This window comes from Paenibacillus sp. Root52 (assembly GCF_001426865.1).
GTDB lineage: Bacteria > Bacillota > Bacilli > Paenibacillales > Paenibacillaceae > Paenibacillus.
Genome location: NZ_LMFO01000001.1, coordinates 496,754 through 520,676 on the forward strand (window position 1 = coordinate 496,754; position 23,923 = coordinate 520,676).

14 protein-coding genes are annotated in these 23,923 nt (G+C 42.0%); 11 read left to right on the forward strand and 3 right to left on the reverse strand.

The window, feature by feature from the left end; translation table 11 throughout:
* The first annotated feature begins 82 nt into the window (after window positions 1–82).
* From ASD24_RS02160 to ASD24_RS02205, 10 genes are all read left to right on the forward strand, one after another.
* Window positions 83–1,651 carry an ABC transporter substrate-binding protein gene (locus ASD24_RS02160; protein ID WP_056690829.1) on the forward strand — a complete coding sequence of 523 codons (1,569 nt, stop codon included), beginning with the start codon at window positions 83–85 and terminating at the stop codon, window positions 1,649–1,651.
* Window positions 1,652–1,884: 233 nt separating this feature from the next.
* Window positions 1,885–4,350, forward strand: a complete 2,466-nt coding sequence (locus ASD24_RS02165; RefSeq protein ID WP_235540279.1) for a glycoside hydrolase family 3 N-terminal domain-containing protein — start codon at window positions 1,885–1,887, stop codon at window positions 4,348–4,350.
* Between the two features lie 44 nt (window positions 4,351–4,394).
* A complete protein-coding gene (locus ASD24_RS02170; protein ID WP_056690834.1) occupies window positions 4,395–6,869 on the forward strand; it encodes a glycoside hydrolase family 3 N-terminal domain-containing protein in 2,475 nt (824 codons plus the stop codon).
* 10 nt (window positions 6,870–6,879) lie between these two features.
* Window positions 6,880–9,321: a glycoside hydrolase family 2 TIM barrel-domain containing protein gene (locus ASD24_RS02175; protein WP_056690836.1), complete on the forward strand. Its 2,442-nt coding sequence runs from the start codon at window positions 6,880–6,882 to the stop codon at window positions 9,319–9,321.
* 20 nt (window positions 9,322–9,341) lie between these two features.
* On the forward strand, window positions 9,342–11,660 hold the full coding sequence (locus ASD24_RS02180; protein WP_156395295.1) for a GH36-type glycosyl hydrolase domain-containing protein: 2,319 nt from the start codon (window positions 9,342–9,344) through the stop codon (window positions 11,658–11,660).
* A gap of 209 nt (window positions 11,661–11,869) precedes the next feature.
* Entirely contained in the window at window positions 11,870–13,390 is a 1,521-nt protein-coding gene (locus ASD24_RS02185; RefSeq protein ID WP_056690842.1) for an ABC transporter substrate-binding protein, read from the forward strand.
* A gap of 48 nt (window positions 13,391–13,438) precedes the next feature.
* Window positions 13,439–16,264, forward strand: a complete 2,826-nt coding sequence (locus ASD24_RS02190) for an alpha-L-rhamnosidase (RefSeq protein WP_056690845.1) — start codon at window positions 13,439–13,441, stop codon at window positions 16,262–16,264.
* An 81-nt stretch (window positions 16,265–16,345) separates the two neighbouring features.
* A complete protein-coding gene (locus ASD24_RS02195) occupies window positions 16,346–17,875 on the forward strand; it encodes a GH35 family beta-galactosidase (protein WP_056690848.1) in 1,530 nt (509 codons plus the stop codon).
* A 41-nt stretch (window positions 17,876–17,916) separates the two neighbouring features.
* The gene (locus tag ASD24_RS02200; protein ID WP_056690853.1) at window positions 17,917–18,816 is read left to right on the forward strand and encodes a nucleoside hydrolase; all 900 of its coding nucleotides are present in this window, start codon (window positions 17,917–17,919) and stop codon (window positions 18,814–18,816) included.
* Between the two features lie 329 nt (window positions 18,817–19,145).
* Window positions 19,146–20,369, forward strand: coding sequence for a cytochrome P450 family protein (locus ASD24_RS02205; RefSeq protein ID WP_056690856.1), 1,224 nt, complete (start codon window positions 19,146–19,148; stop codon window positions 20,367–20,369).
* Between the two features lie 160 nt (window positions 20,370–20,529).
* Here the strand turns inward: ASD24_RS02205 and ASD24_RS02210 are convergent, their stop codons facing one another.
* The 3 genes from ASD24_RS02210 to ASD24_RS02220 all read right to left on the reverse strand — a co-directional run bounded on the left by ASD24_RS02210 (window position 20,530) and on the right by ASD24_RS02220 (window position 22,956).
* The gene (locus ASD24_RS02210; RefSeq protein ID WP_056690859.1) at window positions 20,530–21,669 is read right to left on the reverse strand and encodes an MBL fold metallo-hydrolase; all 1,140 of its coding nucleotides are present in this window, start codon (window positions 21,667–21,669) and stop codon (window positions 20,530–20,532) included.
* 352 nt (window positions 21,670–22,021) lie between these two features.
* A complete protein-coding gene (locus ASD24_RS02215; RefSeq protein ID WP_056690861.1) occupies window positions 22,022–22,474 on the reverse strand; it encodes a hypothetical protein in 453 nt (150 codons plus the stop codon).
* A gap of 35 nt (window positions 22,475–22,509) precedes the next feature.
* Window positions 22,510–22,956 (reverse strand): hypothetical protein, encoded by a 447-nt coding sequence (locus tag ASD24_RS02220; protein WP_056690864.1) that lies wholly within the window; start codon window positions 22,954–22,956, stop codon window positions 22,510–22,512.
* A gap of 327 nt (window positions 22,957–23,283) precedes the next feature.
* Between ASD24_RS02220 and ASD24_RS02225 the strand changes: the two genes are divergently transcribed.
* Complete coding sequence (locus ASD24_RS02225) at window positions 23,284–23,922, forward strand: hypothetical protein (RefSeq protein ID WP_056690867.1); 639 nt, start codon at window positions 23,284–23,286, stop codon at window positions 23,920–23,922.
* Window position 23,923: the final 1 nt, after the last annotated feature.

The window sequence follows — 23,923 nt, forward strand, 5'->3', positions numbered from 1 at the left end:
GTTATTAGAGTCCTAGGTGTGATATGAATCCTATTTAATTCATTGGGATTTATATAAAAAAATTAAATAAGGGGGAAGAAAAATGAAGAATTCTAAGAGAAATATGAAGATCATTCTTGCTATGATGCTATCGTTCGCCTTGCTATTATCTGCCTGTTCAAAAGGCAATGAAGATAATGCAAGCACCACTGGAAATGAAGATCCAACAGGGCAAAAAGAAGTTGTTCTAAAAGGTTACCTGCTTGGTGAGGCGCCAAAAGGAATGCCTGAGGTACTTGAAACATTGAATAAGAAACTAAAAAAGGACATCAATGCTACGATTGAGTTGAATTATATCAGTTGGGGAGATGTGCAATCCAAGTACCCATTGTTGCTGGCTACAGGTGAAGATTTGGATTTTATCTTCTCAGCAGATTGGAATTATTATGTTGAACAAGCGAATAAAGGAGCCTTTTATGAACTGAAGCAAGAAGACATAGCAAAATATATGCCGAAAAAATCGGCAGCAATGGATCCTGCTGCTTGGGATGAAGCCAAGATTAAGGATAAAATCTATATGATTCCGAAGACAACCCCTGATAGTAATGTCTTCGTATCTGTACTTCGTAAAGATATTATGGCGGAAGCAGGCCTTACCGATGTGAAGAGTCTCTCTGAGATTGGTCCTTATCTGGAAGCAGTGAAGAAAAATCATCCAGATATGGTTGGCCTAAATCTGGACTCACAGGTTGACCTGCCAACACCGTATCAACATCTGATGCGTGAGAAAGTGGGCTTTACGGGCGGCTCACTTGGCGGTGGACCTTTGTCCCAGGGAGCGGCTTTTGATTTCACAGATCCGTCGGGAAAAATTTATAGCATGGTTGAAGAGCCTTACTTAAGTGCCCAGAAATATGCGGCTACTATTATGAAGGACTGGTATGACAAAGGATACGTTAACAAAAATCCGTATGCCAATAAAATTCGCTCCAAAGATAATTTTGTTGAAGGCAAATCTGCGGTAGCGTTTGGCAACAGCATTGATATTGCAGCGACCATTGAAGCTGCTGAAGCAAAGGGAATTGAAACTTACATCATTCCGTCGTTGATGCCAAACGGTAAAGTCCCGATGGGAAATCACATTGGGGCTGGGATATCAATTGCGGCAAATTCCAAAAATCCAGAACGTGTAATGCAAGCATTTGACCTTATTATGGAAGATCCATTATATGTTTATTTAACATATTTCGGAATTGAAGGTAAGAACTATGTCGTCAAGGATGATAAAGTCGGTTTGCCGGAAGGGGTGACAGCTGAAACAAACACCTATCCTCCTGATTCCGCAGGCTTCTGGTTCGTAAATAAAGCTTTGTTTAAGCCAATGAGTACTTGGCCGAAGACTTATATTGACTTCTGGGAGAAACAGGACGAATACAATACCTCAGACTTTGCACTTAATGGATTTAACTTTAACACTGAGAACGTGAAAACACAGATTGCAAACTTGGCCAATGCATCCACACAGTATGCCAACCCGATCTACATTGGTGCAGTTAAGGATGTAGACAAAGCATTTGATGAACTGACTCAAAATTTAAATAGTGCTGGTCTGGATAAAGTAAAAGAAGAGGGACAGGCACAAGTTGACGCTTTTCTTGCAAAGAAGAAATAGAAATATTTTCTTTCCATTAAAATGAAATCTTTTTACCGATGATGATTCAGTCTACGAGAGCGCAGTAAGTGTACTGCGCTCTTTCTAACAGATATTTTAAGGTTTATGTAAATAACTTTGCTATGTACATCAAAAAAATGAAGATCCTGCTGTCGTATCTTATTGAAAGTGAGTTGAATACTATGATTGGCACTTGGCATTTCATATATGAGACTGTTCATACCACCATAAAAATGCAGTTTATTATTGGAAAAGAGGAGGATTTCACCTTATCTGTTATTCTTGAGCCCTTTCCATTTCCTGTTGAGATTAACAGTGTGAAAATCGATGGTCATGTATTGCAGGCAAAGGGTACATCTCAATTTGTACCAGGAGAGGGTTTTGAATTTGATTTGACTTTTGAAGGCAAGGAGTTCCAGGGAAGAATCAAGATTCCCTATCAGGAAGCGTTTTCTGTAAAAGGAACCGAAGGCTCGGGTCCATCCCTTGAAGATTTGCTCATTGCTAAACTCTCTAGTTACAGGAATCAAAATGTAAAGCAACGGAGTGATAATGAAATCCATCATGAGGTCGATACATTACTCAATAGGATGTCCGTTACTGATAAGCTTGGTCAAATGAGTCAGTGCATGTCTACCAATCTTTCTCTGGGATCTGATATTGATTCAGAATCGCCAGAAAAGCTTGTTTCAGAAGGCAGAGCTGGCTCAGTACTATCTGCTGTAAACAGCAATCGTGTGTTCGAATTGCAGAAAATTGCGGTGGAACAATCTCCTCATGGTATTCCATTGTTATTTAACTTTGATGTAATCCACGGATTTCAGACCATATTTCCGGTGCCGCTTGCCTGTTCATGTAGTTGGGACATGACTGCGATTCGGGAAGCCAGTGCAATTGCTGCCAAGGAAGCCACCGCTACAGGAATAACCTATAATCATGGGCCGATGGTAGATATTACAAGAGACCCACGTTGGGGACGTGTTGTGGAGGGGGCGGGAGAAGATCCTTATCTAGGAAGCTTAATCGCAAAAGCTCAAGTTGAAGGTTTACAAGGAGATAGTCTGTTCGATCCAGAGACAATTATCGCTTGTTTGAAGCATTTTGTTGCATACGGTGCTGCTGAAGCCGGTCGCGATTACAACACAGTAGATATATCCGAAGGGACACTGCGCAATGTATACCTCCCACCATTTCAAGCAGGAATTGATGCTGGTGCAGGGTCGGTTATGAATTCGTTTAACACCTATCAAGGAGTTCCGGTGGCAGGTAACCAGTATGTTCTTAATGAACTCCTCCGAAAAGAGTTGGGATTTAACGGAATACTGATCTCCGACTACGGCTCCATTGATGAAATTGTCGCTCACGGAAATGCGAAAGACAGTAAAGAAGCAGCAAAAAAAGCACTGGATGCCACGATGGATATCGAAATGGTGACTCGTTCATATGATCATCTGAGCGATTTAATTGAGCAAGGAATCGTAAACATTGAACAAATAAATGAAGCAGTACGTCGCATTCTGACATTTAAATATAAGATCGGTATTATGGACGATCCATACCGATACATTCGTCCCGAGAAGGAAAAGAAATATCATTTTCACCCGGCACATCTGGAAGCAAGCCGGAAGTTAGCTCAAAAATCTATCGTCATGTTGAAAAATAATGGCGTACTGCCGCTTAAAAGCACGGAATTGAATTTGGCAGTGATCGGCCCATTTGGCGATAGCAAGGATATGCTCGGCCCCTGGCAGTGGTCCCGGTATGCAAATCAAACGGTTACTCTGCGAGAAGGAATTTTAGCGAAGGACTTCCCCGAGACTAATCTGCTCATTGAAGAGGGATGCAAGGTTGAACACGTGATAGAGGGTGGAGTAGAGCGAGCTGTAGCGGCAGCGCTCCAATCAGACATCGTCATTCTAGCTTTAGGAGAGAGCAGTGAAATGTCAGGTGAAGCCGCATCTCGTATGGATATTCATCTACCGAAAGTGCAACAAGAGTTAGCCGAAGCTATAGTTCGCGTGGGCAAGCCGGTTATTCTGGTATTGACCAATGGACGTCCTCTTGTACTTGATTGGTTTGAGTCACATGTGGATGCGATCTTAGAAACGTGGTTCTTAGGCTCACAGGCTGGATTTTCCATAGCGGATGTGCTTTTCGGTGATTACAATCCATCTGGAAAATTAACAATGAGCTTTCCTGCTCACTCAGGGCAGGTACCAATATACTACAATCATTTCAAAACCGGAAGACCTGTAACGGAAAGTAATAAGGGTGAGAAATTTTTCTCCCGATATATTGATGGCTCCAACGACCCTCTCTATCCTTTTGGTTTTGGACTAAGTTATACGACATTCGAAATCTCGGAGATAAGATTGTCGCAAACACGAATGATGGAATCAGGAACAATATTCGCTAGTGTAACAGTTACGAATACTGGAATGGTAGCGGGTGAAGAAACCGTTCAGATGTACATTCAGGATATCTATGCAAGTGTGGTTCGTCCTGTTAAAGAGCTTAAAGGGTTTAAAAAAGTAAAATTAGCAGTAGGTGAGGCAAAAGAAATCAGTTTCAAAATTACTGCTAAAGATCTGGCATTTTGGAACCTTAACAAGAAGAATGAAGTTGAACCTGGAGATTTCAAAGTATATATCGGATCGAACTCATATCACGTAAAAGAGGCATTGTTTGAGCTTGTATAACACGCGCCATTAATCTAAAGGCAAATGACATTTGGAGGTAGAACATGATCTATAAAGATGCCAGTAAGTCTATTGCTGAGAGAACTGAAGATCTAATTAAAAGAATGACTTTGAAGGAAAAAGTAGCTCAATTATATTGTGCCAATTCGTATGGTGGAGAATCTGTCTATGATAGCAGAATGCATAAATTAAAGGATGGAATTGGAACCGTAAGTTATCTAAATGATTCTTTTACAGGTGATCTTAATAAAGATAGGGAGACTATAAAAGGAATACAAAAATATCTTGTCGAGGAGACCAGATTGGGCATTCCCGGATTATTCCATAGTGAAGGCATAGCTGGTGCGCAGATTCCTAGTGCTACTACATTCCCTCAGTCACTCAACCTTGCTTCAACTTGGGAACCGACTTTAGCAAAAAAAATGGGCGAAGTCGTCAAAAAACAACTCATTGCTTTTGGATTTAGAGCAGTTCATTCCCCGCTATTTGACTTGGCAAGAGATCCAAGATTTGGGCGAGTTGGTGAAACCTATGGCGAAGATCCCTATTTAGTTGCTCAAATTGGTGTATCTTTTGTCAATGGGATACAGGGTGAACATGAAATTATGGCTACAGCAAAGCATTTTGTTGGTTATGGGAATGCAGAAGGTGGAAGAGGAGGAGGCGAACAGCAAATATCTGAGCGAAGATTGCTGGATAGTTATTGTTTCCCCTTTGAAGCTGCCATTCATGAAGCAAAAATAAAAGCAGTGATGAACAGTTATGGGATGCTTAATGACCAAGCTGTGTCTACATCCAAATGGCTACTCACTGACATTCTAAGAAACAAGCTGGGTTTTCAGGGATTGGTCGTAGCAGACTATGGTAGCATTACTCATGCATTTCTACGATATAGAGTGGCAGAAGATGCGAAAGGAGCAGGTATACTGGCATTCAAAGCTGGAATGGATGTGGAACAACCTGGAAGTCAATGTTATCAGCATTTGGTAGAAGCAGTTGAGTCAGGTGAGCTTGAAGAAGCGCATATTGATGTTTCATTAAGAAGAGTTCTTGAAACGAAATTCACACTGGGACTATTCGAGAATCCTTATGAAGATGGCGACTTCTTTAGCGAAATTAAAAAAGCAGAGAATGCAGAATTATCATTAGAGATTGCGGAAAAATCAATGGTATTAGTAAAAAATGAGGATGGTATCCTGCCACTCAACAAGAAGCTGAAAATTGCTCTGATCGGACCAAACTCGGATACCAAAACAAACTTTTTTGGAGGATATTCATCCGTTGGTTCGGCAAGCACAAAAAGCAGTGATTTTGACAAATCTGAAGAAGATAGCTTCTTGAGAATGCTATATACCGGAACCATTACAGATAATAAAGAATCATTAAAGTCAATGGGCATCGAGTTTGATGAGAAACCTACCCCTGAACAAAAAGCAATCATTATGAATATGATCAGGCAGAATTTAAATTCTGATGATTCATCGAACAGAGTCTATAGAACGAATGAAGAATTTGTTCAAATGTTTTATCCGGATTGTAAATCTGTTAAGGATGTTCTGGAAGAAGAGTTCGGGAAAGATCATGTGTTACACGCCAAAGGCTGCAATATATTCAAGGCTATAGATGGTGGAATAGAAACAGTTAAAGCTGCTGTACAAGAGGCAGATATCGTCATTGCAGTATTGGGCGGCAAAGAAAGCATGATAGATCCTGAAGCTACCTGTGGTGAAAACAAAGATAACATCAATATAGGTCTAGAAAAGCCTCAACTGGACTTGATGGAAGAAGTATTTAAGCTGAATAAACCTGTTATTTCTATTATTGTTGATGGGCGACCACTATCTACACCATACGTAAGTGAACAGAGTAAAGCTGTCTTATATTCATGGCTTCCAGCACAGTTTGGGGCAGAAGCTATTGTAAATATCCTTACAGGCAAGATCAATCCTAGCGGAAAATTGCCGGTGACCATAGTAAAAGAATCTGGCCAGATTCCCATGTACAACAGCAGATTACCACTCTATGTTGATATTAATGAATTTGCTGAATATATCAAAACTAACCAAAACACACCGCTTTACCCATTTGGACATGGATTAAGCTATACCCGATTTGAATACAGCGAATTGGTACAGAATGCCACGGTTCAGGCAGACGGTGACTTGAGCATCGCATTTAAGCTAAAAAACACCGGACAAGTTGCTGGTGAAGAAGTTGTCCAGGTCTATATTAGGGATCAAGTAAGCAGTGTTGCAAGACCTGTGAAGCAGTTGGTTGGATTTGCACGGGTTACCCTGGATGTGAACCAAACAAAAATAGTTGAATTTAAGGTAAGTATGAAACAGCTGGCATTTCATGATTTAAATATGGATCAGATTGTTGAGCCAGGTAAGATGGAAGTGTTTATAGGTGCATCGTCCCAAGATATTCGTTTAAAAGGTGTATTTGCGATTATAGGCGAGAAACTTATTGTTGAACGTAAGGTGTTTTCTTCACAGGTAACAATTACAGAGCTATAGGGGTGAGAAAATGATTAGAGAAAATATTGACCGGGCTTGGGAGTTTAGCCATGGTATCCCATCGATAGTACCTGGCTCCGCCCAGCCAGGAAGATTATTGAATTTACCGCATGATTTCATGATTGAGATAGATACGAAGCCAGAGGCGCCGGGAGGTTCATTAACGGGTTATTACGATGGGGGAATTGGAACTTACACAAAGATTCTTGATATTCCCGAAGAATATGCTGATAAAAGGGTTATGGTTGAATTTGACGGTGTTTACATGAACGCGACGGTTAAATTGAACGGGCATATGGTAACGAAACATCATTACGGCTATTCTCCGTTTCACGCCGATCTTACGCCTTATTTGAAGCCGGGCAGGCCTAATAATCTTATGGTTACTGTCAATAACGGCGCACAACCAAATGCACGCTGGTATTCAGGCTCGGGGCTTTACCGTCATGTCGACTTGCTTGTAGCTCAGAAGGTGCATATCGTTCCGTGGGGCATTTTTGCCCATACCTCACATATTGTAAACGGAACTGCATTTGTTTTTGTTGAAACGACAGTTGAAAATTCTACTTCGGCTCCCGCCGATGTTTGGTTGAATGTCAATATGATGAGAGAAGTCTCCGGAATCAAAGCGGGAACCGGTCGTGTGAAAGTACATGTGCCTGCTGGAGAGAAGGTTGTCGGTAGGGTACGGGTTGCAGTTGAACATGCAGATCTTTGGGATATCGATTCTCCTAATTTGTATAGAATCACAGCAGAGTTGACCGACAATAAGTCAGTTCTGGATCATAATAGCACTCAATTCGGTATAAGAACGATATCTGTTGACCCGCTTAACGGATTTATGTTAAATGGACGTTCCCTTAAGCTTAAAGGTGGTTGCGTCCATCATGACAATGGCATTCTAGGTGCAGCTTCGTTTAGGGACAGTGAATTCCGCAAAATGAAGCTACACAAAGATAATGGATATAATGCTATTCGTTTTGCCCATAATCCGATGTCAAGAGATTTGCTAGATGCTTGTGACCGTTTAGGACTGTTGGTGATTAACGAGGCGTTCGATGTTTGGACGATGGAGAAAAACGCTCAAGATTATAGTCTGTACTTTGCAGAAAATTGGATGAACGATCTGGAAACATTTATGCTGCGTGACCGGAACCATCCGAGTATCATCATGTGGGCAACAGGCAATGAGGTGCTTGAACGCGGAGGGATGTCAGATGGTTACCGTCTGGCAGCGCAATTGGCGGCAAGAGTGCGTGAACTTGATCCTACCAGGTTGGTTACGAATTCCATATGTTCTTTTTTTAACGGTCTTGATGATGAAGATACTGCAACTTTTTATGAGGAAATGTCTTTACTTCTTGAAGATGGTGAAGGATTCACCCCAAATTACGATACTGATTTTGGTATGAAAATCTGGCCTGAGTATTCAGAAGCATTCGCAGCTCCTTTAGATGTCGTTGGATATAATTATATGAATTATCATTATGCGAATGCTATTGAGCACTTTCCAGACCGGGTGATCTGCGGAACAGAAAGTATGCCTCCTCAGTGTGATAAGTACTGGCATGATGTAGAACGGTTTTCCCATGTAATTGGTGATTTCGTATGGACGAGCCATGATTACATTGGCGAAGCAGGACTCGGGAAAGTGAAATATGTCCAACGGGATGAAACCCGTAATGCTCATAACAGTATTGGCAATTCTCCTTACCCATGGCGTGTGGCCAATTGTTCAGATTTTGATCTCTGTGGGTTTGCACGTCCTCAGCTATTCTACCGAAAAATTGTTTGGGGTTCCGATGAGACCTTCATAGCTGTTAGAAATCCGGGAAACTTCGGGAAGCTGGAGATTCTGAGCAGATGGGGTTGGCCAGAATGTGAGCATCATTGGAGTTGGACGGGTTCGGAGAGTCTGCCTATACAGGTAGATATTTACTCCAGAGCTGAAGAAGTGGAGCTGATTCTTAACGGAAAGAGTCTCGGCAGAAATTCTGCGGGTAAGACGAACAGGTACACAGCCAGTTTTGAACTTATATATGAACCAGGTACTTTGGAAGCGGTGAGTTATATCGATGGCAAGCGCATTTCATCTGATATCCTCATCACCGCGGGAAAACCCGAAGGTATTAGGATTGTTACCGACAAGAAAGAGCTTGTTGCAAACGGACAATCTTTAATCTACGCAGTTGTAGAGATCGTTGATGCAGAAGGGACATTGGTACCAACAGCTGAACTAAAAGCAACAGCAAAGGTGTCTGGTGCGGCAACATTGGCAGCTTTTGGGACGGGCAGGCCGCAAACCACAGAGAACTATACGAAAGGCCAATTTACTTCGTATCAAGGGAGATTGCTTGCTATTGTTCGTGCAAACTATGAAGTTGGTATGTCAACAATGATGGTTGAGATTGACGGACTGAATCTCGAATCAATTGAGATCCCTGTACAATAGTTTTAATTAGGAGTGATAACATGAAAGTAAATAAAATACACCGTTTTACTGAAGATGGTAATTCCTGCATCATCAATACGCCACGCACTCCAAGACATTGGTACAACTACTTGTGGAGTGAACAAGGGTATTGCACACAGGTTTCCCAAATCGGGCATGGCCGAAGCTACTATATCAATTCAAAAGCTGATATGTGTATGATCAATAATCAGGATGCAAAGTATTTGTACCTACGTGATGATGATGCCAACGTATTCTGGAACATTGGGGAAGGCCCACTAAACGAAGAAGTCGAGGACTTCTCATGCGAACATAATATCGGATATTCCATCCTCCAGTCCCAAAAGAACGGCGTCCATGCTTTCTGGAAGCTTTTTGTTCCTCATGAAGGCTACAACGAGGTTTGGATGGTTAAAGTGAAAAATAATACGGATGTAATGAAGCGAATCAGCGTATTTTCTGCTGTGAGTTTTGAATTGGAAGGTTTTAAATACCCACGGTATTATGAAATGTATAGAAGCTGCGAAACTTTTTTCAATGAGCAATTGAATGGCATTTATTGTGAGTCCAAACATCCCTTCGCACCACACAATAGATATAACGGTTATATCGCATGTTCCGAAACCGTCCACGCCTTTGATGGCAATCTTGGAACGTTTCTGGGGGAACTGGGGACGTATACCCGATTGGATTCTATGCCGGCGCCATTGTTCCAGCGGCCTGATGTTGTAGTTAAGGGTAGAGATTGTACGAATTCTCTCACTACGCTTGCTAATCTTGGTGGCGTTCTGCAGAACAAGCTTGTACTGGCACCCGGTGAAGAGAAGGAACTGTATTATGTGCTGGGAGTCAGCGAATCACTCGAAGAGGCTGTTCAAACCGCGGAGGTGTATAGCACAGGAGATCGTATAACACGAGCATTACTTGAAACACAGGAATACCAGAAGAGCAAATACGCGAGTCTCCAAATTAAAACACCTGATGAGAAGCTGAACGTGATTATGAATGAATGGGTTAAAAAACAGGTGGACTTCTGTATTGTTGGCAAGAAGGGAGTAAGGGACAACCTTCAGATTGCAGTTGGACTGCTTAACTACAGGCAGGAGAGGGCCAAGGAGGAGATTATTGAATGCTTGCGGCATCAGTTTAAGGCTGGGCATGCCGTACTAACATGGTATCCATATGACGCTACCCGTTATTCAGACCAGCCGTTCTGGATTATCTGGTCTGTATGTGAGTTGATTAAGGAGACTGGAGATTATTCTCTTCTGGATATGGAGATTGAATATCAGGACGAAGGTTCAGCAACGATGCTGGAGCATGTGAAGGCTGCAGTTAACCGGTTAATTGAGGACAAAGGAGAACATGGTCTGGTACGCATTTTCTTCGCAGATTGGAATGATGCTTTGAATATTACAACAGATCCCAATGCGGAATCTGTTATGTTGTCTGAGCAATTCTGTTATGCCCTGAAAGAGCTCTCAACATTGATCCGGCGACTGGGAGACGCTGATTATGCAGGATACCTGGATGATCAGTACAATATCCTTCGTAGTGCGATTAACAATGTGGCTTGGGACGGAAACTGGTATATGCGTGCCCTTAGTAAAGAAGAGAATATCGGCTCCAAAGATAGCACAGGAAGTAAAATCTATATTAACGCTCAATCGTGGGCTGTTCTTGCAGATATTCCGGATGAAGAGAAGTTGCCCAAAGTGCTGGAATCCATGGACAGCATGGAACATGATTTTGGCTTCCCGATCAATATGCCTCCATATATGGAATATTCCCCTCATGTTGGTCGAATGTCCGGCATGTTACCGGGACTATTCGAGAACGGCGGCGTCTACTGTCATGCAACTGGTTTCAAGATTATGGCCGATTGCAAGGTAGGCAGGGGAGCAGAAGCGATACGTACACTACTGAAAATCATTCCAGATAGTGAAGAGAATCCTTCTACAGAATCCGGCGCAGAACCATATGTATTCACGAATTGTTATTCCATTCATCCCAAATATTATGGTAAATCCTATCAATCATGGACTACAGGAACCTCAGCTTGGGGACTCATGTCGCTTTTGGAGGGGATTATGGGGATCAAGCGGGATTATGATGGTCTCCGGATTGACCCATGTTTACCTGCTGATTGGGAGCAGGCTCAGGTGTATAGGGAGTTCCGCGGCACACGTTATGAAATCACTATCAAGAATCCAATGAAACTATCTAAAGGACAACCGCAGATAAAAGTGGACGGCAGTCGTATGATCGGAAATCTTCTACCTCTCTTCTCTGACGGAAAGATTCATCATGTAGAAGTTACCCTTAATCCTGTCGTTTAAGACCAAGCTTAGATTGCTCTAAATACCATCAGGAGCGAAACGAAAGATGGAGCTTGAATTATTTAGAGATCGATTGATGTAGGATCTGTTAGTACGTCGTCAAATGAATATCAACATGTCGTTAAGTGAGCAGTCTTCCGGGTTGAAAGAAATTAAAATGTGAATGTATACATTTTCTTGGAAATATTTCTTATACCGAGGAGGATATTATGCCAAAAAATCGAAGGTTGCTTAACGCATTACTTATCATTGCCATATTATTGTTGTCAGCCTGTAGTAACAGCAGCAATAACAATAATGGAGGGACAACTGCAGAATCCGGTCCATCTGAAGAATCCGGCGAACTGACAGAATTAACGGTTGCTTTTCCTATTTTTGCTGCACTTCCGAAGGATATGTCTTTGATTGAAGAAGAGGTTAATAAAATAGCCGAGGAGAAAATTAATGTTAGAGTCAAATTATTACCCATTAGTTTCTCCAATTGGACACAACAAGTAAACTTGATGTTTTCCAGCGGAGAAAAGCTGGATCTAATGCCAACAATCTATGCCTACAACACAGCAATAACACAAGGTCAATTGATTCCGCTGGATGAACTTCTTAACAAGCATGGGGAAGGTATAATTGCGGCATTAGATTCGGCTTATTTGGATGCTTCAAGGGTGGATGGAGCCATATTTGGTGTGCCTACTATGCATGAAATGGCATATGTTAATGGCATCACAATGCGAGAAGATATCCTCGAAAAATACCAAATTGATACGAGTAAGCTTCGAAAACTGGAAGATTTAGAAGAAGTTTTGAAAGCGGTTAAAAATGGTGAGCCCAACATGGCACCTTTAATCCCAGCAACAGGAGCATCTATTCTAGATAACTATCAGACTTTCGACAGACTGGATAATCATCTGGGTGTTCTTCCTGGTTTTGACAACGGATTGAAAGTTGTTGATTTGTACGGTACAGAAGAATACGCTGAGCAGCTTCACATGCTTAGAAGATGGTACCAGGATGGTCTAATTCTTAAAGATGCTTCGACGAATCAGATGAATGCACAAGATCTAATCGATTCTAATCGTGGTTTTGCGTTTCTACTAAATGCTCATCCCGGAGCACTTCAATTTGAAGAAGGGGAAAAAAAATCTAATAAAGTGTCGATGAAAACCATAGCATTCTCAGACCCTCCTGTTTCTTCAACTGCTCATATTACAAACACAATGTGGGGGATCACTTCGAATTCTAAATCTCCAGATAAAGCAATGGAATTTCTTAATCTGATGTACTCTGATAAAAACATCTCGAATCTATTGATCTGGGGAATTGAAGGAAAACACTATAAAGTTTTATCTGAAAATGTCATCGATTTTCCTGAAGGTGTCAATGAGCAAAATTCAGGATATCGATTAAATGCCGGTTGGATGTTTGGTAATCAATTTATCGCCTATGTCTGGCAAGGAACAGATCCTGATATCTGGGGAAAAGTAAAACAGTTTAATGAGTCAGCTGTAAAATCAAAGGCTCTTGGTTTCACGTTCGATCCAACATCAGTCAAAACAGAAATTGCCGCCATCGGGAATGTTATTTCACAGTATCGCCTTCCTCTTGAAACAGGAAGCATTGATCCAGATAACGTGTTGCCGAAATTTTTGGACAACTTGAAAATTGCTGGAATTGACAAAGTGATTGAGGAGAAGCAGAGACAACTCGACCAATGGGTGAAATCCAACCAATAAAGGGCTGCCTATTGTATCATCCAATTCTTTGGAAGGGAACGATGCCTGATGATTATTACGAAACTCAAAACAAATCGAATTACGAATCCGTTGGGATTCTTCTTGGGTGATTGGCCTAGACTTTCTTATGTAGTCACGTGTACTGATGCTAAGAAGCAGATTGCAGCTAGGTACGAAGTAGCACTGGACGAAGATTTTTCTTCCATTATATTTGATAGTGGTAAGCAAACAGATATCGATAGTCTCTCCTTCGAGCTGCGGATCGAAATCCAACCCAGAACTCGCTATTTCTGGAGGGTAGAGGTGTGGGCAGATAATGGAGACCATGCTGTTAGCGATGTTGCCTGGTTCGAAACGGCAAAACTAGACGAATCGTGGGAGGCGGAGTGGATCATACCTGTAATGGACACGGAGCATCACCCAGTCCTTAGCAGAACTTTCAAACTCACAAAATCAGTTGATTCCGCCCGTGCATACGTATGTGGTCTCGGAATGTATGAGATGCAGATTAATGGGATCAAGGCAGGTGACGAGTATTTCGCCCCTCACTTCAACGCATATAACAAGTGGCTACAATATCAGACGTATGACATAACAGAGTTATTGATCGAAGAAGAAAACCAGGTAGAGGTGAGCCTCGGGAACGGGTTATACAAGGGACGTTTCGGATTTGATGGTTATTCCAGAGAATTATACGGTAACGAGTTCGCTCTATTATGTGAAATTCGGGTCAAGTATACGGATGGAACAACGGAGATTCTAAAATCAGATACGGAATGGATTGCGGAGAGAAGCCCGGTTTTGAATGGTAATTTGTATGATGGTGAAGTCTACGATGCAACCTTCACGGCCACAGAATTGCATTCGGTTCGCAAAGGTAATCTTGGCTTTGAACGTCTTACTGCAAGATTAAGTCTTCCTGTTGTGGTGAAGGAAGAGTTGAAGCCGATTGAAGTAATTTACACACCAGCAGGTGAGACAGTACTCGATATGGGTCAAAACATGGTTGGTTGGATACAATTTCATACACATGCTTCAAAAGGAACGGTGATCCGTCTTCAACATGGTGAGGTTCTACAGGAAGGGAACTTCTATCGCGATAACCTTCGAACAGCCAAGGCGGAATATGTTTATACAGCTAATGGGGAAGAAAGAATCGTTCGTCCGTACTTCACTTTCTATGGCTTCCGGTACGTCAAGGTGCAAGGCTGGCCGGGAGAGCTCGATCCTAACGACTTTACAGGCTGTGTCCTCTACTCTGATTTGGAACAAATTGGAGTAATTGAGACGAGCAACCCACTTGTAAATCGGTTGTTTCAGAATGCGCTTTGGGGACAGAAGGGCAATTTCCTGGATGTTCCTACAGATTGCCCACAAAGGGACGAACGGATGGGCTGGACAGGAGATGCCCAAGTGTTCTCTGGGACCGCTTGTTTTAACATGGATTCGTATGCGTTCTATTCAAAGTATGGTCATGATATGGCACTTGAACAAGAGGATCGCGGAGGCATGGTTCCAATGGTCGTTCCCGCAGTGAACGTTCCGAGCGGTGGCTCTAGCGCATGGGCTGACGCAGCCACGATCATTCCCTGGAACGTGTATCTTCATTATGGTGACAAGGGAATATTACGGCAGCAGTACGAGAGCATGAAGAGCTGGGCTGACTTTATTATCCATGCTGACGAGAATTCGGGCTGCAGTAGACTGTGGACGGTCGGTTTTCATTTAGGAGACTGGCTTGCCCTGGACGGGAACGATCCTGAATCGGTAATAGGGGCAACAGACACGGCCTTTATCGCATCTGCCTATTATTACTATTCCTCAAAATTAGTCGCAAAAGCGGCAATGGTGCTTGGCTTTGAGGATGACCAAGTCTATTACGAACGAATCTCCGGAGAAGTCAAACATGCTATAGAGAACGAGTTCTTTTCAAAAAACGGTCGCCTTGCGATCGATACCCAGACGGCATATGCCATAGCACTGTATATGGATCTAGTCCCGGCAGCGTACCAGAAACGTGTTATAGAGGCATTAGTTATTCGTCTTCGAAAGGATGACTATCATCTCCAGACTGGCTTTGTAGGAACTCCTTACCTAAACTTCGCATTATCGAATAATGGTTGTGAAGAACTTGCCTACACACTGTTGCTCAACGAAGATCATCCGAGCTGGCTCTATGCAGTCAAGCTTGGAGCGACGACGATCTGGGAACGTTGGAATTCCATTGACTCGGATGGAAGAATCGGTCCACCTGGGTTGAACTCCCTGAATCACTATGTCTATGGTGCAATTGCAGAATGGATGTACCGAGTAATCGCAGGAATGAACCCAGACGAAGAAGTGCCGGGTTTTCGCCGGATCATATTCGCACCGAAGCCGGATTTCCGCTTACAATGGGCGAAAGCTGTGGTAGATTCGGCGGCAGGTACTTATAGGAGTGAATGGGCATTTGATGAAGACGGGAGACTTGAATTCCGCTTCGAGATTCCGTTTAATTCGACGGCGCATGTTCTCCTACCACGAGCATCTGTGGGTACAATCTCAATTAATAATAGTTTGGAGTTAAATGTGCCCATGGTTCAAGATGGAGAGGATGTAAAGCTTGAGTTAGAGAGTGGAAACTACCTGATTCAATATATGCCGAATAGGAGCTATATTAAAACTTTTAGCACATATACACCGCTTGTCGATCTGGTTGTGAACGAACATGCACGTAAGCTTATTGAACCAGTAGTTCCTCCTGGTTTTGAGATGGAACCAAGTTCGATTTGGTACAAGGTTCGAGACTCTTCAATCAGAGATTTTGTCGCTCATTTTCCTATGGATACAAGCATACTTGAGGAGTTAGATGAGAAATTAAAAGCAATTAGGTAATTTTGACAGTAATTAATCTTCAAAGTCGATATAAATGAATTAATATCCATTTATTACAAATATGACAGGAGAGTTTGCATCATGACATTGCCTTACTTAAAAAAAGAAGACGGAGTATTTAACCTTTATGTTGACAATAAGCCTTACATCGCATTAGCAGGTGAAATTCACAACTCCAGTGCGTCCGACCTGAACTATATGAGAGATAACGTGTGGCCAAACCTAAGAGGATTACACTTGAATACGGTAATTGCTCCGGTCTACTGGGAACTTGTCGAACCGAATCCTGGCGAATTTGATTTTGAGCTTGTGGAGGGAATTATCGAACAGGCACGCGAAGAAAACGTTCGCTTGGTACTCTTATGGTTTGGGTTGTGGAAAAATGGAGTTTCATCCTATGTCCCTACTTGGGTGAAGAGAAATAAGGAAACATATTTCCGAACTGCCTATCGTAATCAAACGACTTCAGATACGATTTCGCCGTTATGCGAAGAAGCTATTAAAGCGGATGCCAATGCTTTTAGGCAATTCATGAGCCATCTGAAAAAAGTGGACAGTGATCATCATACTGTGATTATGGTTCAAGTGGAGAATGAAATAGGGTTTCTTGGTAGTGATCGTGACTATTCAGATGCTGCAAATGAACAGTTCAACCTTCTCATTCCTGATGAAGTAGGAGCCATTTTTGGAAAAGCAGGAACGTGGAAAGAAGCTTTTGGTTACGACGCAGAAGAATATTTTATGGCTTACCATTACGCTCAGGCAGTTGAATTGATCGCAAGTAAAGGAATTGAAGAGTACCCGTTACCTGTGTTTGTGAATGCCTGGCTTGAACAATTTCCGTGGAATCCGGGATCCTATCCAAGTGGTGGGCCGATTGCAAAGGTGATACCGATCTGGAAAGCAACGGCTCCGTCAATCTGTCTTTATGCGCCGGATATATATGTTGATAATTTTACAGAGGTTTGTGAGGAATATACGTCTGGGAACGAAAATCCGTTATTTATTCCCGAAGCGAGAAGAGACGTGGCATCTGTGGCGAAAGTCTTTTATGCTTTTGGAAAGTATAATGCTTTGTGTTATTCCCCATTTGGCATCGAGGACTTCTTAGCTCCGCCTAAAGAAGATTCGGATTATGATCCTAGCGTGTTAATAAGTCTCAATATAGATTTTTCCGCATTTGATGCAACCGGAACAGGTTCCTACCTTGCACAGAGTTATAAGTTGCTTAGTAATATGCTAGGAGTCATACAGAAGAACCGTGGAACGGGGAAAATGACAGGTTTCTTCCAGAATAATGAGCCAGGCTGTATACTGTCGTTCTCCAAATACAATTTGAAAGTCACTTATAAGCTCAAAAAAGATGGTAAACCCTTATCAGGGGGACTCGTCATAGAGGCCAATGATAACGAATTTTTTGTAGTAGGTATCGGTTTTTCGGTAGAATTTCTCCCTAAAGAAGGGGACTACAATTCAGAGTATGTTCGTATAGAGGAAGGGACTTTCGTGCAAGACGAGTGGGTTCGTGGACGCGTGTTGAATGGAGACGAAGCAGCTTACGGCTTCTCCATTGGGAGTCGCCCATCTGCGCTCCGAGTGGAGCTACACTAAGTACATTGTAAGTTATGTTGTGAATGGAGGCTTGATCTGTGATGAAACATCTGTTTGATATTCCTGAGGGTAAAAAAATCCGCCTAATTATTAATACTGACGCTAAGAATGAAGCGGATGACCAATTTGCCATTGTTCATGCGTTACTGACCCCGAGATTCAATATTAAAGGCATTATAGCAGCTCATTTTGGAGAACGAAGAACGACCACTTCGATGCAGGAAAGCTATGATGAAGTGAACAACGTATTGGAACTTATGGATCTGACACAGGAAGTTCCTGTCTTTAAAGGTTCCGAAAGAGCCCTGCCAGATGAAGAAACTCCGTCGATGTCAGAAGGTGCTGAGTTAATTATCCGCGAATCCCTTTCGGACGATCCGAAACCGCTCTACGTTATATTCCTTGGTCCAATCACTGACTTGGCAGCTGCATATCTGAAAGAACCAGCAATTGCTGACAGATTGACCGCGGTATGGATTGGGGGAGGCCAATGGCCGGAGGGAGAATTCGAGTTTAACTTAAGTAATGATATTAATGCGGCTAATGTCATTTTCAATTCAAATATTCCACTATGGCTTATACCTAAAGATGTTTACGCAACCATTCGAGTTAGTATCGCGGAACTAGCCGTCAGAGTGAAGCCTTATGGCAAAGTAGGAGCCTATTTATATCAACAATTGGTGGACTTCAATCTCCAGATGGGTGAGGTTCCGGGGTGGCCCAAGGGTGAAATGTGGAGTTTGGGAGATTCTCCAGCGGTTAGCGTTTTACTGGATGATCACGAATACGGCTATGAAATGAAGCCTGCTCCGAGAATTACGAATGACATGCAATATGTGCATGGCCAGAGTGAGCGGTTAATCCGATGGTATCATTTTATAGATTCTCGCTTTACATTGGAAGACATGTACGCGAAGCTCCAGCTTCATTTTTCTTCGTAGAATATCAACAAAAAAAAGCAGTTGAATATGGGGAAAACATCCCTTGTTCAACTGCTTTTTTGATCTGAATAAAAACAAATGTATGTCACCCAACCTGCCGTTACCAGAAATAAAGTAAAACCTGTTCGAATCTACTATTAGCAGTTTAAATTTACATAATTTTATACGATTTTTATAACAATCATACCAGTATATAGGAAACAAGAGGATTATACTCTAAAAAGAGGTTGCTGGAAAAACCACTGAAAGATAATTGATAGATTGTATGCATTTGTAACTAGATCTTTTAATGATTTCAATGCGATCAAAATTGCTGAGGAGGAGTATTAATGTTTAAAAACGAAAATTCAAATCTTTCAGGTTCTAAAGTTGATTTTTTGGATCGTTCCTTCATTCAACACCCTTTTCCAGTCTACGAAAAGCTACGTGCGGATGAACCGATTCATCGTTTTTTATTGCCGGGTGGGCATTATGCGTGGATGGTATCACGCTATGAGGATGCCGTAAATATTCTACAAGATGGACGCTTTGTCACGAGTCATCCTCTCCAAGGACAAGCCGGGGAACAAGCTCCACATATGGAGATTATCTCGCAAAATCTACTGAGCGTAAGCCCAGAAGATCACCGACGTCTACGGCGATTAATTCAGAAAGCTTTCACACCCCGTATGATTGAAAGGTTACGTGAAAGAATTGAGGGAATTAGTGATGAGTTGTTAGACAGAGTACTTACTTCGGGTAAAAGCGAAATCGATCTAATTGAGGAGTATGCGTTTCCTCTGCCGCTTATTGTAATTTGTGAAATGCTAGGCGTTCCACTGAAGGATCAGGACAAATTTCAATTGTGGTCCAATACAATTATGGAAAGTGTCAACAACCCTCAGATGAGCCAGGAGAGTGATCAGGTTATGAAGGCGTTTGTAGACTACCTCCGAGGTCTTATAGCTGAACGAAGAAAAGAGTTAAAAGAAGATCTAATCAGTGATCTTATCAACGTAGAAGAGGCAGGAGATAAGCTATCAGAACAAGAACTTTATGCACTCGTGTTTGTTCTGATCATAGCTGGTCATGAGACAACGGTAAACTTGATTGGAAATGGAATATTAGCTCTTCTAGAGCATCCAGAGCAAAAACAGTTATTGATCGATGAACCTAATATGATTCAGGCTACTGTCGAAGAAGTTCTACGATTCAACGGGCCTGCTGAAGTAAGCAATGTTCGCTGGGCAACAGAAGATATTGAACTGGACGGTCATCATATTCGTCAAGGCGATATGATGTTTGTTGCTTTGTCTTCTGCGAATCGGGATTCCAGGAAGTTTGAGGAACCGGATGCATTTGATATCACTCGGAAGGTCAATGATCATATATCTTTTGGTAAAGGAGTTCATTATTGTCTTGGTGCCCCCCTTGCGAGACTTGAAGGAGAAATTGCTATAATCTCACTCCTTCAGAAACTCCCGGAGATGAAATTGAATACTGGGAGTCATCTTTTAGAATGGAGAACAGGTATGATTATTCGTGGACTCAAGAAGTTACCAATTACTTTCTAGAGAAGAATTTGTAGTTTTAAAAATAGTTGGATTCCAGGAAAGAACCTATAGATTAACAACCTAATGCTCTTTCCTGAAATCGTTTATGAAGGTTAAAGAAGTTTTTAGCCATCAATTCTATGTTCATATCATCCTAAACAACAGTATGGTGTGGATCGGATTAAGAATTGTCATCCCACCAGGAAGGTAACGCAGGTTTAAGCGCTGAGATCGAGAGGGTTTCGCCTATTTGAGGAACGACAATATCGACGTCTTTTTCTTTTGCCGCCTTAATAGCTCGTTGAATCGGATCTCTCCAGTCATGACTGGCTAGCGTGAATGCGCCCCAGTGACTAAGCATCATTTTGGTCGTGTTAACGTCCAGGCTAGCTTGAATAGATTGTTCGGGAATCATATGAATATCAGACCATTTCTTGTCATACTGTCCTCCCTCAATAACAGCTAAGTCGAAAGGTCCATACTTGCGGCCGATCTCCTCGAAATGTGCTCCATATCCTCCGTCACCACTAATAAACAAGCGATTCTCAGTACCTGAGATAACCCAACTTCCCCATAACGTACTGTTCATATTGAACAAGCTTCTACCAGAAAAATGTCGGGCAGGCCCTAACGCAAGGGTGATTCCTTCGAATTCTATTTCGTCCCACCAGTTTAATTCAGTTATCTGACTTGCAGGGACTCCCCAACGTACAAGATGACCACTAACTCCAAGTGGAACAATGAAGCGTGACACCTTGTCTTTCAGTTCAACAACCGTTGCGTAATCTAAATGGTCGTAGTGATCATGTGTGATTAATACGGCATCGATGGTGGGCATTTCAGAAACAATGTTGCTGTAAATATCTGTACTATACGGATATCGCTTCGAACCTACAAATGAAACAGGGGACGCGACCGACTCCAACATAGGGTCTACCAGCATTTTGAGGTTATCCATACTTAGCAGGTATGTGGAATGCCCCAACCAAGTGATGCTGTCTTCAACGTTGTTAACCTTTTTCCAATCGATCTCTGCAACGGGTTGTGGGCTGGAAGGTTTTTTCTCTTTCCGAGTCGAGCGATCTGTTGTACCTTCGAACAAGTATTTCCAGGAATCCAAGTCAGACTTGCCTGATACTTCGTTCACAAATTTTCCGTTTGTATAATTTTCAAGCTGCTTATAGGTTTCCTTTTGTTCTTTGGATGGATTACCGCCAAAGCTCGGGTAAAGTAGCATAAATAATAGAGCTCCAACGATGACCATGAGTAGAAAACTTAATATGTAGATTACCATTTTCTTCAATCTTCCTTTTCTTTTCATATTCGCCTCCTGACGTAGCGATAATACTCCTAACCTTGTTATTCCTCAGAAAGATAGATCGGAAGTGATCTTAGCATACACTTAGATGGATGAGTAGTAAACGTTATTCAATGAACGATATATTCTATCTCCCAAAGAGTGAAGTGATCTACTGATTATTGATCATTGCTTAAACTGAAAAACTAATTTTTATGAGAGACGCTAACTTAGCGCTTCACCGAACAACAAAAACAGCCATTCAACCTATAAAACTAACCCTATTGCATATAAACCACTACAACGAAGGGATAGTTCAGGTGTCTGGCTGTTTTTTGTTTAACTAAAACGGAGTTACAGAGTCGATGTGAACATTCTAATCATCGGAGTAGAGCGTTGCATTGAAGCTCTCAGGACCTAATCGTAAACCGCTCACATTATACAAAGGATTATAGCTGAACGTAGCATATACGGAATAGATGATCTGACTACTACCGGCGGTTGGCACATTATACTCAGAGCCGGTGAAACTGAATACACATGGGCTGAAAAATTGATCCGCTACTACAATAGTGCCTGCACGATAAACCAATTGCTGCGAAGCACCCAATCCTCGGTATACTTCGATAACCAAATCCCCATTCACAGGCAGCACATTGGCAGTAAGTTCGACTATTCCAGCGAAAAGTGTCCGCACGAATGGACCTGGATTATTAACTTGTAATGCAACCTGGGCAAATAAGATCGGAACACCATTCGTGAAGCTGGGAGTTAGGCTGTACAGTCCATTAGAACCTTGAGATGTCCGTGCGTCTAACGTTCTTACCATAGTCATCCTCCTTTCTAATTCATCAGAGTTGGGATTTAGTCATCACTGTATGTGACAGCATTGAAACATTCCGGCCCTACACGCGTAGCTACTTCTGTAGGCGATGCCGGAACAAATGTCACATAACATGAATAGATTAATTGTCCTGAAGGAGGAGGAGGCACATTGTAATCCGAACCTTCAAAGCTGGCTATAATGCTTCCTACCGAAGGAAATACCGGATTTTGGACAACGTAGATCGGTGTTCCTGTATTTGTGGCGCCTCTATAGATTTCGAATCGAACAGCAGAAGGGATCGAGGACAAGTTAGCCACAGAGATGCGATAGGTTCCATTAAACTGTGTGCGGATTAATAGTCCTGGATTGACGATGTTAAGTCCGAGGATACCAACGAGCGTAGGTGTATTGGCAGGTAGATTAATGTTAAGTGGAGCAACACCGTTTGATCCAAGCGAAGTACGGGCATCTAACGTACGTACCATGATGATTCCTCCAATCTATCATCCTATTTTCTTGATTTAATCCGACGAGAATAACAAATACAATGGCACAAGAGTTTGTCCCAATCTCTACAGTCCATAGCCTGAACTAGTGGAGCAGTTGAGACTTGTTCATAAACTTCAATCTGCACAGAACTAGAGTTGGCCAAACTTCCAAACTGTGTGTACTCGTAATCTTGAAAATGTTGTTGCTTCACCTCCTAATTTAAGAGATAACATAATATATGTGATACGATATACAAAGTATGGATGTTGTTACTGTAAAACGAAAAAAAGGCATAAATACTATGGTTTTAAGGGGATGTATGTATGGCAGTTGTAGGGATCTTAGGCGTTGTACACGATAATGCATTGCGAATTCAGCATCAACTAACACTGGATATCCTGAAAGAGTTGATTTTGGATTTTAAACCAGATGTCATATGTGGCGAGGTACTACCTTCTAGTTTTGAGAAATACACAACAAATCCAATAGAAAGAGGGTACTGGGGAGAACCTCCAAGCGAATATTATGATCTTATATTTCCACTGTGCGAGGAGCAAAACTACAAATTTGTTCCCATCGATTGGGTTGAACTGGATGTCTGGAACGATTTTAATCCATTGCGGAATTATACAGACGCTCAAAAAGAAGAGTTAAAACATGAAATGGAGAATTGGTGGCAGAAACAGCTCGCAGCATCAAGTGAAGGGAGAATCCCGTTTAACAATAAAGCATTTGATGATGTTACGAAGCTTAAGTATCAGTGGATCGCTCAATTGGATTCGAGATCGCATGCGGTGAGATGGGAATGCAGGCATGAAATCATGCTGCAACGGATCAAAAATGCCATTGGAGACAATACAAATGCACGAATTCTATGTATTGTGGGGGCTGATCATAACCATGCACTTTACGAAGGATTACAATCCGTACATAACATTCAGATCAGATATCCGCTTAAATAGA